This window comes from Niabella digestorum, assembly GCF_036409055.1.
Classification (GTDB): Bacteria; Bacteroidota; Bacteroidia; order Chitinophagales; family Chitinophagaceae; genus Niabella; species Niabella composti.
The window spans coordinates 167,445-180,645 of sequence record NZ_JAZGLY010000006.1 but is presented as its reverse complement, the minus strand read 5'-3'; the positions used below and the strand labels follow the sequence as shown (position 1 = coordinate 180,645).

Annotated in this window: 9 protein-coding genes, 1 tRNA gene and 1 pseudogene; 4 read left to right on the top strand and 7 right to left on the bottom strand. The window is 40.5% G+C overall.

Translation table 11 applies throughout. The features are described 5' to 3' along the window. Nucleotides 1–322, top strand: a pseudogene (locus tag V2H41_RS11355) (glucosamine-6-phosphate deaminase); the annotation flags it as partial. Between the two features lie 225 nt (nucleotides 323–547). Here the strand turns inward: V2H41_RS11355 and V2H41_RS11350 are convergent. Beyond that, a tRNA-Cys gene (locus tag V2H41_RS11350) sits at nucleotides 548–618 on the bottom strand. Nucleotides 619–680: 62 nt separating this feature from the next. Between V2H41_RS11350 and V2H41_RS11345 the strand changes: the two genes are divergently transcribed. The 3 genes from V2H41_RS11345 (at nucleotide 681) to V2H41_RS11335 (ending at nucleotide 2,874) form a co-directional block, all read left to right on the top strand. Next, nucleotides 681–1,550, top strand: a complete 870-nt coding sequence (locus tag V2H41_RS11345) for a nucleoside phosphorylase (RefSeq protein ID WP_330975274.1) — start codon at nucleotides 681–683, stop codon at nucleotides 1,548–1,550. Between the two features lie 78 nt (nucleotides 1,551–1,628). Beyond that, entirely contained in the window at nucleotides 1,629–2,402 is a 774-nt protein-coding gene (gene dapF, locus V2H41_RS11340) for a diaminopimelate epimerase (RefSeq protein WP_330975273.1), read from the top strand. Nucleotides 2,403–2,427: 25 nt separating this feature from the next. Further along, nucleotides 2,428–2,874, top strand: a complete 447-nt coding sequence (locus tag V2H41_RS11335) for an NUDIX hydrolase (RefSeq protein WP_330975272.1) — start codon at nucleotides 2,428–2,430, stop codon at nucleotides 2,872–2,874. On the opposite strand, the gene V2H41_RS11330 is transcribed toward V2H41_RS11335, so the two are convergent. The 6 genes from V2H41_RS11330 to V2H41_RS11305 all read right to left on the bottom strand — a co-directional run bounded on the left by V2H41_RS11330 (nucleotide 2,871) and on the right by V2H41_RS11305 (nucleotide 13,119). After that, nucleotides 2,871–3,971: an AI-2E family transporter gene (locus tag V2H41_RS11330; RefSeq protein WP_330975271.1), complete on the bottom strand. Its 1,101-nt coding sequence runs from the start codon at nucleotides 3,969–3,971 to the stop codon at nucleotides 2,871–2,873. The genes V2H41_RS11335 and V2H41_RS11330 overlap by 4 nt on opposite strands. A 116-nt stretch (nucleotides 3,972–4,087) precedes the next feature. Beyond that, on the bottom strand, nucleotides 4,088–4,795 hold the full coding sequence (locus V2H41_RS11325) for an endonuclease/exonuclease/phosphatase family protein (RefSeq protein WP_330975270.1): 708 nt from the start codon (nucleotides 4,793–4,795) through the stop codon (nucleotides 4,088–4,090). A 271-nt stretch (nucleotides 4,796–5,066) separates the two neighbouring features. Next, on the bottom strand, nucleotides 5,067–6,506 hold the full coding sequence (locus V2H41_RS11320; protein WP_330975269.1) for a pectate lyase: 1,440 nt from the start codon (nucleotides 6,504–6,506) through the stop codon (nucleotides 5,067–5,069). Nucleotides 6,507–6,510: 4 nt separating this feature from the next. After that, the gene (locus tag V2H41_RS11315; RefSeq protein WP_330975268.1) at nucleotides 6,511–8,073 is read right to left on the bottom strand and encodes a DUF4957 domain-containing protein; all 1,563 of its coding nucleotides are present in this window, start codon (nucleotides 8,071–8,073) and stop codon (nucleotides 6,511–6,513) included. 24 nt (nucleotides 8,074–8,097) lie between these two features. Next, nucleotides 8,098–9,879 (bottom strand): RagB/SusD family nutrient uptake outer membrane protein, encoded by a 1,782-nt coding sequence (locus V2H41_RS11310; protein ID WP_330975267.1) that lies wholly within the window; start codon nucleotides 9,877–9,879, stop codon nucleotides 8,098–8,100. A gap of 51 nt (nucleotides 9,880–9,930) precedes the next feature. After that, a complete protein-coding gene (locus tag V2H41_RS11305) occupies nucleotides 9,931–13,119 on the bottom strand; it encodes a SusC/RagA family TonB-linked outer membrane protein (RefSeq protein WP_330975266.1) in 3,189 nt (1,062 codons plus the stop codon). Between the last annotated feature and the right edge of the window lie 82 nt (nucleotides 13,120–13,201).

Genomic DNA, 13,201 nt, shown 5'->3' with positions numbered 1-13,201 from the left:
ACAAGCGCTGCAACGCATCAAGGCAGCGGGAGACGAATGGATTAAAGACTGCTGGTTGTGGTTATACAAGGGAGCTTGGCAGGAGTGGAATATCGAGGACATAGAGATGGCCATACCAATGAGCCCTACACAGGTACGCAAGAAACGTTTTGGCATCTTTATTCATCAGTCTCAAAAGGATAGTGTACCGTTCCAGGGTAGTGATGACAGGGAGTTCTGGCAGCGAGCAGAAGAGCGTAATGCAGCTACTGCAAAGTTGTATGCCGACTTAGGACTCACCCGTTATGCAGCCATGGAAGCTTTTGTGAGATGGCATTATTAGCAATCAACATTCTTCTATAATAGTACGCACATCAACCCGCCTTTAGGCGGGTTTTTATTTGATATATCCAACAATGCTTGACTGAAAAAAATGTCTACAAAAAACTCCGCCCCAACAAAATAAAATGAGAATAAAACACGTTAAGATTCCTCAGGAAATATTACTATTGAAGAAGTAAAATGAAAAAATCCGCTTCAAGAGCGGACTTAAAAATTTTGAAATCGGAGGTCTCGAGCGGATTCGAACCGCTGTAGGAGCTTTTGCAGAGCTCTGCCTAGCCACTCGGCCACGAGACCGTTTTGAAGGCTTGCAAAAATAGGGTATTTTTGATAAAATATCATACTATAAATAGAAAAATATGAGCAGGATTGCAGAAAGTGAGCTTATACTGAATAGTAGAGGCGCAGTGTATCATCTCGATTTACGTCCGGAAGAAATTGCAGATACTGTTGTAACTGTGGGCGACCCTGATCGAGTAAAGGAATTTAGCAAATATTTTGATACAATAGAAGTAAAACAACAGCATCGAGAGTTTGTTACACATACCGGAACTATCGGAGGCAAAAGACTCACCGTGCTTTCATCCGGCATTGGACCCGATAATATAGATATTGTAATAAACGAACTGGATGCATTGGTGAATATCGATTTCGAAACCCGCCAGATTAAAGAACAATTATCCAGTATTAACATCATACGCGTAGGCACATCGGGTTCTTTACAAGAAGATATAGGAGTGAATGAATTTGTAGCATCTACTCATGGCCTCGGTCTCGACAACCTACTTAGTTTTTATAACAAGGACAAGGATAATGAAGAAGTAGAGTTAACACAAGCATTCGTTACGCATACCCAATTAAAAAGCGATCCCTACATCACCGGAGCCTCCCCTTCTCTGCTTAAACATTTTACAGACGGATTTCATCAAGGCATTACCGTGACCTGTCCGGGGTTTTATGGCCCTCAGGGACGTGTATTGCGTTTAGGCATTAGCAATCCTCATTTAATTGATCGCTTGACCGACTTCAGATTTGGTCCCCATCGTATTACCAATTTTGAAATGGAAACTTCTGCTATTTACGGTCTCGGAAAACTATTGGGACACCATTGCTTAGCTTTAAATGCGATCGTTGCCAATCGTATCAAAAAAGAATTTACAAAAGACGGTAAAGCTGCCGTTGAACGGTTAATAAAAAAGTTTTTAGAGATATTTGTCAAGAATTTCTGATTCATATTTCATACCACACTGTAAAACATACTAAAGCATATTTATTCTCAACAACAATTTAAAAAACATTCCATCAACATGCATTTTTATAAATATCAAGGTACCGGAAATGATTTTGTGATTGTGGATAACCGCGAAGGGAAATATCACGAGTTATCGCAAGAGACCATTCATAAAATTTGTGACAGAAGATTTGGCGTAGGTGGAGACGGATTTATGCTGCTCAATAATAAAGAAGGTTATGATTTTGAAATGGTATATTATAATGCTGACGGACGATTAGGTACTATGTGCGGCAATGGAGGACGATGTATTGTAAAGTTTGCTTATGATATGGGCATTAGACGCAGTGAATATAAATTTTGGGCAGTAGATGGGGAACATATTGCTACTATACAAAAAGGAATTGTTTCGCTAAAAATGTCGAATGTAAGCACCATACAACAATTCGAAGATCACGTTATCCTCAATACAGGTTCGCCCCATTATGTGAAGCAGGTAACCAACCTTAAAGAGATGAATGTATTTGAAGAAGGGAGAAAAATCAGATACAGCGATACTTTCAAGAAAGAAGGTATTAACGTAAATTTTGTGGAACCTATCAACAATCATAGTTTGCGTGTAAGAACATACGAACGAGGCGTGGAAGATGAAACTTATGCATGTGGTACTGGAGCCGCCGCAGTAGCTCTAGCCTTTTCGAAAGAGGAACCGGGGAAAAACAGTATTGACCTCGAAGTTCTGGGGGGAAAACTACGGGTTAATTATACCAAAAACGAAGATGGCACTTTCAGTGACATCTGGCTTAAAGGTCCTGCTGAAAAAGTATTTGAAGGTACAATAGATATATAAACGGAAAGGATAAAGGATACAAAGCATGATAAAAGCTATCAACCTACGTGTGTATGGTGTGCTTGTAAATGACAAAAAGCAGATATTGGTGAGTGATGAACGGATATATTATAACAACCAAGAAATCACCAAGTTTCCCGGAGGTGGACTGGAATTAGGAGAAGGGACAATAGATTGCATTATTAGAGAATGTAAGGAAGAAATTGGTATTGATGTAGAAGTAGTAGATCATCTGTACACTACCGACTTCTTTCAGCAATCAGCTTTCAATCCCGAACATCAGATTATTTCTGTTTACTACCTCATAAAGCCTCTAGAAACTTTAGATATTCCGGTAAATAATGGTTCCGCAGTATACCCCGACGAAGTATCGGAAAACTTTCGATTTATTGACTGGTATTACTTTAATGAGGATGTTATGACGCTGCCCATCGATAAAAAAGTTGCGAAGCTTCTGAAAGAAAAATATTAAGCGCCTGTAATATTTCCGGAATCAGATTTGTCGGATACTACATTAGAAGATACAGGTTCGACTGCAGGCACATAATCGTCATCATCGGTATTTACAAACTCATTCATATATATATCATACAATACCATGATGTAGCTCAACAACAATGGACCAAATACCAGACCCACAAAGCCAAAAAGACTCAACCCTACCAATACACCAATAATAGTAACCACCGGATGTGTATTACCTATCCTTTTCAATAACGTAATACGCGCCACATAGTCTACATTTCCAGTTACAACCAGATGATACAGTAACAAAAGTGTTGCATTTAGTGTGTCGCCCGTCGCATACATATATATCACCACAGGCACCCAAACAATCATAGTACCCACAACAGGAAAGAAGGCACACACCCCTGTAAGAAAACCGTACAGTCCCCAGTCCTTTACACCAAAAATAGCATAACCTATAGTTGCTACTATACCCTGAATAATTGAAATCAACGGAATTCCTAGTGCATTAGCAATAACCACCTTTTTAGTTTCGTCCGATAATATCTTAATATTTCGGCGCTTCAATGGTACAGCTTTAGAAAGATAGCGCTCTATATCGCTCCCATGATAAAGCATATAATACAGCACAAAAAGCATTATTGCCAAATTAGAAACTAAGTTGAGTGTACTATTCAATAATTTGGGCAAAAATGAAGTAACCGTATTAACAGCACTTGATAAGGTATTTTCAGAAACAATGTTAAATCCGGTTCGTTGTTGTATGACGCTAATAGTATGCTTTGCAGAATTAACAATAGCCGAAGGATCGGCAAGTATAGCATTCACTTTAGGACTTATTAAAGTTACTGCTATGGTAATGGGAATGCCCAAAACAATCAAATAAAAAATTATAAATAGTAAGCTAGTAAGCCCTTTCTTCCATTTCCTTTGATATATAAACTTAAAATACTGTTTACGGCTCACAATATACAATGTAATGGCACCTAACAACCCCGGCAAAAATGCAGTCAGCTCCCTCACCACAGTTATCATCATTACCAAAATAATAGCCAGCAGGAGAATCTGTTTAATACGTTCGTTAAAAAGCTTTTGAGGCATAGGTATAGGCATTAGATTAAAAAATGGGAGTCGCTCGCAATTAATTATAAATATCCACTATATAAATATAAGTAATAATATCAAAAACCTATTTATTTATAAACAATACTACTTATTTAAAAATGCAGCTTCATTACCGCAGTTACCGGCAAATGATCCGACGCATAAGTTTCATTCACTACCTTATGCAGAATTACTGAAAATGCGGATTGGGGTTTATAAGCAATAAAATCAATTGCCTTCTTAGGATTTACTGCCGGAATGGTAGGTTGGCAAGGAGAACAAGTTCTCGTGAATTGATTATCTAACAATTTGATTACTTCTGATCCTTCTTCGGCATTAAAATCTCCCGCCACAATCATAGGTACTGCAATCGTATCGGCAATGGCATTGATTGTTTTGATTTGTAGTAGTCGGTTAGCAGGATTTCGCATAGCATCCAAATGTGTCGAACCAAATTTCATTTTTTTACCTCCCGGAAGATGTACAGTAGCCATCGCCAGCACACGTGGCTCTCCCTGAGAGTTAGCTTCCATAGGCAACTTATAAGTATGGATGTCAGACAATGGATATCTTGATAAAATAAGTACCCCGTAGTCACCACCGCCATGATCTATTGCTTTTGCAAAATGAAAAGCCTTTAAATTAGTCTTGGAGGCAAGTAATGCTGCCTGATTGATTCTTCCACTACGGCCCGTATTCACATCTACTTCTTGCACTGCCACAATATCAGGATCTTCTTGTTTAATTGCGTTGGCTATAGCATCAACATCTATCACACCTTGTTTTGACGGCGGATTGCAATGATGTATATTATAGCTCATAACCTTAAGCGATACTACACCTTTACTAACCTGCGTTTTTGAGGCACATGAGATGATAATGATGTTGCAACATAATGCAAGGACAAAGTAATAAAACCTCATTGTTTTCAGTAATCAGTAATAAAAATATCAGCCGTGCTTATCTCGGCATTTCGAGCTTAACAATATTAAGATTATTCTGAAATATTGGGAAAAATATGTTTTAGTGTAATGGCGAGTAATTTATACTACTAGAAAATATAATTAAACGCAGATTTGTAATTTATACACATTAGTATTGGGGAACCAAACTATTGATATAAACTTCAATATTGGTATAATATTTATGCAATGTATTCATTGAAGCATCTGCTGGATCATTCGGATTTAGTCCATTTTTGAGCTCCCAGTCATCGGGGATACCGTCTTTATCCGTATCCAATGGTACTGCTGCACTTTTCAGTACGGGCCAAGCCGATTTTGATGTTTCGTAATCCGTTCCATGAGGGTAACCTCCTTGTACGTCAATAATGCGGCCAGTTCTATTTTTCAAATCTCTTATAATACGTTCATCAAGCGTATCTCTTTTGGGTAAAAAGGCTCCGGCTTTTTCAAGCACCGAAGTATAAGCTTCTGCAGCTGTTTTTAGTGGAAGAGGTTCTACCTGAAATGGCTGCCCCACTACCGCACGTCGTTTATCATTTTGATTGGCGCCTTTATCCATGTGTATGCCTAGCCAATTATTCTTAGAAACTTGAGGAGCCTCATCTACAATATTCCCATTCACATAAAACGCACCCAAAGACAAATGCTTTTGTTGCGGCGTAGAAGGATTAACAATACGATATTTTACAGAAGATTTTGTATCAGGTCCATACTTAAAATAATTACTGACAATATTATATCTTCCTCCTTCTCCTCCATAAATGGAGTTTTTTCCCCAGTTATAGATTACATTATATCTGAAGTCAACCAACTCATCCTTTGCGCCCAAACGGGCACCGTTAAATCGGGGAGTACGACTGTTACAATGAGCAAACAAATTATGATGTGCACTGAAATGGCTACCTCCCCAAATACCACCAAAACCATGCTCTTCAAAATCAGTATCCCCTTCTTCAAAATGATAAGAATAATTCAGCGGCTCATAAATCATGCTCCATTGAATGGTGGTACTATCACCTCTATATATAGAGCACACTTCATCTGTGCTCCAGCTCATGCTACAGTGATCAATTATGATATGCTTTCTGCCGACACCACTTAATGCATCATCTGCACCGGCGCCAGGCGTCTGTCCCTGGTTCTGATACCTATCGCCCATACGCAAGCGAATGAAGCGAATAATAATATTATCTCCGGTTAGATGCACAGGGTAATCCGCAATGCAAATACCATCTCCCGGGGCCGTCTGTCCGGCAATGGTAACATTTCCCGGAATATTCAGTCGGGACTTTAAATGAATAGTACCAGAAACCGCAAATACAATAATACGAGGCCCCTTCGTCATTAAAGCATGACGCAGGCTACCTTCCCCATCATCATTTAAGTTAGTAACTATAAGCACCTTCCCGCCTCTTCCTCCGGTAGCATATTTTCCAAATCCTTCTGCTCCGGGAAAAGCTACCGGTCTGGCATCACCTTTATCCTGACCGGTAGCGAGAAAGGAGCAACTAATTAATATCAATAAAAGAAACGACCGCGTCACATTGGTATTTAAAGCAATATTCATAAAACTATTGTAACCAGCGAGGATCTCCTACCCCTGCAATTTTTAGATCCAGATTAGTAACCGTGAAATCACCTGCATCCGGATTTACAAATCCTGGATTCAAAGTAGTGTATGGACCTGGGTCATTTTTAGCATTAGCCACCGAGCTATTTGTAAAGTTAGGTGCATTATAATAGTTATTGTTACTCCTAGCTACGATATTGGTTGCCGCCTGATTGCTATAGTATCCTTCAGAATTAACAATGAGGTTCTTTGAAAAAGTAATCTGATTAGATGCAAGACGAATATAGAGCATCCGATTAGAGCTACTCTTAGCAATATTGTAGAAAGTATTATTTTGAATATCGATAACACTAGTAACAGACGGGAAATTGGTAGAACCTCCTGCATCCATTCGGAAAATATCCCGTGCGGCCGCACTGTTATACACAGTATTATTGACGAATGTAAATGTGGAGCTCAGTCCATTACGAAAATCTATAAAATCACCACCACTACACTCTATGTTGTAAATTATATTGTTTCTATATAGCACCGAAAGAATCCAGGCTTTCTTATTTACATACATTACCCCTTTTACATAATTGAATATGGTACAGTCTTCTACTTTCAAATCGCCATAGGCTGTATTCATATCATCGTTGTAAACAAGAAACTGATTTCCATCGAGAGCACCGGTACCGTCTATAATCAGATCTTTTAATTGCAAACCTGCACCATTTGAAATACGCAGTACAACTCCTTTGAGCACTGGCTTTTCAGCAGGCTTAGCACCTTTAATGGAAATAGATTTTGAAATAAAGATATCTTGGGCCACATATGTTCCCGGCATAAGAGCAAAGACATCTCCATCAGAAGCGTTTTGCAAGATATTAGTCAAGTCGTCATCGGGAGTAACTTGTATTGCTCCGCCTAAATCAATAGGGGTTGTAAATGTAATCGTTCCTCTAGTTTTAGTTCCGTTGAGCAATCGTGCCGTATAAGTAGTTTCTCCCACCAATCCAGTAATAGTAGCGGCTCCGGCACTTACTTCTTCTGCTGTAACACTATGAGTAATATTTCCTGGTATCAAAACGATCTGAGTAGCTGCTTCTCCGGCCGGCCATCTCAATACTACCGAAGTAGGTTCTATTTCATTTAGATCAACCGGATAAAATATTTGCTCCGCATCTGTTGTAAAAGTAGCGCTCACCCACTTTGAGTCCTCAACGCCTTCTCCTACTGCTTTTACACGTACTACATATCGTGTTTCTCCATCAAGACCAGACACCGTATACGGTACTTGATCCAGCGTAACCCCCTCAACAACCCGAAAAGGAGCTCCGGAGAAGTCGGTACCACTGCTACTTTCATAAATCTCAATAGTATAGGTACCTGCTTTTCCTACTTGTCCCCAACTCAATCTTACAGAGGTTCGATTTACAACGGTGGCTGTAAGCTTAGTAGGAGAAAACAACCTTGAGGTTTCAAGAGAAGTTCTTTCTTTCTCGATAGTTTTGGTACATCCATAGCTGCACACAACCATCGCAGCCAATATTATGGAGCAAAAATTACACGCGTATTTCATAACAGAAGATTTTGGGTGAGGTATTTAGAAGTTATACCCATCATTGTTCAGTTTACCGTTACTATTATCAATAAATACTTGCCAGATAGGCCAGAACTGTTGTAAATTAGGATCCCGAACAAATAGGGCATCCCAATAATTCACCTGATCTCCAGATGCAGTCATAGTCCACCTTTTACTATTGCCATAATTAAGGGCTGCGCCTTCTTCGTCAGTATCACCGAAGTTCAAACCGTAAATAATAACAGTTTCACCATCGTCGGCAGTCTTGTAATAAATATTTCTGGGTAATGAGGCATAAGGCCCGGTTCTATTTTCCAACTGCTCCAGTTTTACTTTAGCTTCATTCAGTTTAGTACTTAATAAGTTCCATCTGATCAAGTCCGCCTTACGAAGCATCTCTCCTGTAAACTCCAGTGCGCGCTCCTTAACGATAGCATTAAAGAAAGCCTCTTTGCTTACAGTAACAGCAGACATATAAGCATTTACTTTTTCAGGATTATTAGGGAACGCTCTTTCACGAATCATTCTCAAATAAGGGGCTGCAGCCTGAGGACCATCAAGCTCGTTAATGGCTTCTGCTGCCATCAGAATTACGTCAGCATAGCGCATATACATCCAGTTCAGACCGTCATCATTAGAAGATGTAACACGTCTTGGCAACCATTCATATCTGTATTTTCCAAATTGCCATCTTCCTAATGAGGTGGGCACCTGAACACCGTTAGTCCACTCGTAAGGCACACAAGTTACATCACGACGTACATCATCCTTATCATATTCATAATACATAATGGGATTAGGACCATTAGTGCCCCCGCGGTTTTGCCCTGTATATTTATCAGTAGTAGTGTGTCTTAAACCTAAATCAAAGATCACGCGACCGCGGCCTTCGCTGAACGGAATTTCCCATAAAGACTCAAGCCCTGCCTGTCCGGTTTCCGCACATAGTGTTCTGAATACTTCTTCAAAGCCTAGCAAGCGACAAGTACCGCTATTAATCACATCCAAGCACTCTTGCTTAGCTATCTGATACATTTTTTCGGGAGCTAGATCCGGATCATTACTTCTACGGATTTCATTATTGGCACGTTGAGAATATCCGCCCGCGGCTAATGCGATTCTCGCACGAAGACCTTTGACGAACGCTTTATTCACTCTTTCAGTGGTAGAAGTAGCTGCAGTTTCGTTAGGCCATGCCACTAGTTCTGCGGCCTCCCTTAAATCTTCCAGCAGTTGTTTGTAAATCACATCTCTGTCTGCCCTTGGGAGATAAGTGGTTTCGGTAGTAACCGGTTCAAAACGTGCCGGCACATCGCCCCAACCTTTTATAAGATCGTTATAAACAACAGCTCGCAACGTAAGCATTTCGCCGAGAATCTGTGCTAAATCCCGATTGTTTTTATAGTCACCATAAGTTCTAATACCTCGGATAGCCAGATTTGCTCTTTCTATACCTTCATAAAACTTTGCCCACGCATTATTATCGGTATTCATCTGGCTGTTATTTACATTGGTATTATAATTCGATAGCCAGGCCCTATCATCGTTTATTGACTTGAGGGAGTTATACACTTCACAATCTGTATTGATCCCATAATATACCAGATAGCGACCTCGATAGGAATTGGTTTCACAGAAAGACTGGATTACTCCGGCAATAGCTCCTTCCGCCAGGCTAGGCGTGGAAAAAATTACTGCTTCGTCCAAAGAGGATTTGGTGGGCGTATCCAGCAGCTTCTTACAGGATCCGGTTATTATTACTACCGAAACCAGCAAACATATTTTATATAGTGAGGTTCTCATTGTTAAATCATTTTTGGTTAAACAAGCTATGCATTTCCTATTCACTTTATGCTAGAAAGAGAGATTTAAACCCAGTATAATCATCCGGCTACGGGGGTAGGCTGAATAATCCACACCCGGTGTAAGCGCCGTTCTTCTGCGCGTAGATACTTCAGGATCGAAACCTGAATAATTGGTAATACAGAATACATTATATCCGGTAGCATAGATACGTGCACTTTGTAAACCGGCCTTACGGGCTATAGACTGTGGTAAATTGTACCCCAGCGTGAGTGTACCCAACCTTAGGAAGCTTCCATCTTCCACAGCCCAATCAGTAAATATGTATCGACTCATGTAAGGAGACCACATGGTAGTATTAGCATTCATAGCCGCTAACTCTTCGGGGTCATTAGAAAGCGTCCCGTCTGGCCGCAAATTGGTCCAACGTTTGCCTTCAGCCATGATATCAATCATGTTTCTTCCATGGTATTTGCTGGTAGAAGTGTATTCTACTTTGTTAGCATTGTAGATATTGTTGCCATAGCTCCAGTTAAACATCGCACTTAAGTCAAAATCAAAAATTCTTGCATTGATAGTAAAGCCCCCTGTATGCTTAGGATTGGCATCTCCGATAATTGTTTTATCCGAAACATTCACCACATTATCCCCGTTTACATCCTGCAGTTTTAAAGATCCCGGTCTGATCGTACCTACAATGGCACTGGCATCTGGCACGCCTTCTTTTAAAATCCAGCGTCCTGTACTAGGATTGTAACCCTCAAAATCAGAAACCTCATACCTACCGGTACCTTCTAGGCGATATCCGTACATTTTTCCTACAGAACCTCCTACAGCTACCCAATAATCGGTACCCACTTCGGTAGAAGCCCAGCCTGACTCAGCACCAAAGTTTTCCATCAGGCCGAGTGAAATAATCTTATTTCTGTTAAACCCTATATTACCACTAAAACTTAATCCAAAGTTTTTCTTATCGATAGCGTTCCAATTCAACGTAATTTCCAATCCCTGGTTACGGGTCTCGCCCATATTACGATATTGGTTATCATAACCGGTTCCAGATACGGGGAATAAAATCAATAAGTCTTTAGTGCTGTTGCGATATACATCAATAGTACCGGTTAATACCTGATTTTTGAGTGTGAAGTCCAATCCTACGTTCCGGGTAATAGTAGTTTCCCATTTCAGATTGGGGTTTGCCATAGTTTTGGAAGCTGCCCAATAGCTGTTATAACCATTTACCCATGTAGTGGTACTTACATCAAAAGTCTGCACCATCTGCCCTGAAGGAATATTGTTATTTCCAGCAGTACCATAGCTGAGGCGCAGCTTCAAATCGTCAAACACATTGCGCAACCCACTAAAGATGTCTTCTGAAGAAATACGCCACGCACCAGCAACAGAGGGGAAATATCCCCAACGATTCCCCTCGGAGAACTTGGAGGAACCATCAGCACGGAACGTTACAGACAATAAATATTTACTTCTATAGCTATAATTAGCTCTTCCAAAGAACGATAAAAGACGATCATCAGGGTACAAATAATTATCTACCGAGTTCGCAGCACCTTGGGCAGACAATTTTAAAGCATCATAAAATGTAAATGTGCGTGGGAAGCCATGAACCACTGTTGTTAGCATTTCCTGACTCACATTAATAAACTCCTGTCCTACCAAAACATTCAGATCATGATTGCCTGTAAGAAGCTTTTTGAAATCATAACTGAAAGTATTGGTATTACGCATAGCTCTTTTTAGCATCTTCTGCATTTGTATAGCGGGCAACCCCTGATTCTCTGCAGAAGGTACATTTTTTACATAATAGGTAGTAGGACCGTAAAAACGATCATCATCATAGTGATATTCATCCATACCTACTTCAGTCTTAAGCTGAGCATTCTCAAAAGGACGCCATCCCACACTAAGCCCTAGGTTCAGATTGACTCTCCGCTGTCTTCGGTCATTATCGTATACCGCCACTATGGGATTATACATATTGAACGCATCATCGGTTTCTTCCGCATCGGTGAGTCCTCCTACAGGTATAGGCGGATAAATCATGGCATACTTCAATCTTGAATCGGCGGAAGAAACTTCATTTTGCTCGTTCATCCCACCACCCTCAATGGTAGCTTTAGAATACCTCACCGAGAAGTCGGTGGTTACTTTAGCATGTGGTTTAGCATTGAGCTTAAGAGTGAGGTTATCTCGAGTAAATCCTGATGACAACATGATAGCTTTGTCGCTTATATGGGTATAGCTCGCAGCATAACGAAGTTTATCGCTACCTCCATTCATACTAAGATTATGGTTCATAGTATGCCCTATACGTCCAAATACCTGCTCCAACCAATCGTTGGGCTGCGCTTCTGCATACAAGTCAATATCTTGCCAGTTGCCTAAATAACGAGTAAAAGTTTCATCCAGCTTATTATCTAACAAGGCGCGTTCATATTGCCATTTTACATAATCCAGCGGATCGAGTACTGTGAGTTTATTCGCTAGCTTGCGATAACCACCATAACCGTTGTAATTCAGTCTAAATTTTCCTGCTTTACCACTCTTGGTAGTAATGATGATAACTCCATTAGCTCCCCGAGAACCATATATGGCTGTGGAAGAAGCATCCTTTAATACGTCGATAGATTCGATATCACCAGGAGCAATATCCGATATAGAGTTTACAGGAAAGCCGTCTACAATCAGCAGTGGGCTGTTATCGCCGGTAATTGAGCCGCCGCCACGTACCCTAATTTTTACTTCCGCATCAGGAGACCCCTCGGTAGTGGTTACCTGTACTCCGGCCAACCTACCACTCAAAGCTTCCGACGGGTTGGCAACGGGAATTTTTGCTAAATCTCTACCAGACATAGTAGCCACTGCACCGGTTAGATCCCTTCTTTTAGAAGTACCATAACCAATTACTACCACTTCATCTCCTGTGACAATATGCCTCGCCATCACTACATTCACTACAGAAGATGTTACGGTAATGGTTTGTGAGGTAAATCCTGTAGCAGTAAATACCAGCTGTTGTGTTCCTGTACGCGGAACATTAATGGTAAAAGAGCCGGCATTATCAGAAACTGTGGCAGTATTAGTACCAGACAAGGTTACCGTCACCCCGGCTAAAGGAGCCCCTGTTTCATCCAAAACAGTTCCTTTCACTTCACGTGACTGGGACCAAGCCGATATCGTGCAGATAAAAAGAAAAAAAACGAACTGGAAAAGTTTTATCATATAGCGTTTTTTTAGTCGTCAGTGACAAACAATCTGCGCAAGTTTAACCACTTTTTAGCAACACCAGACAGTACAGGACGGA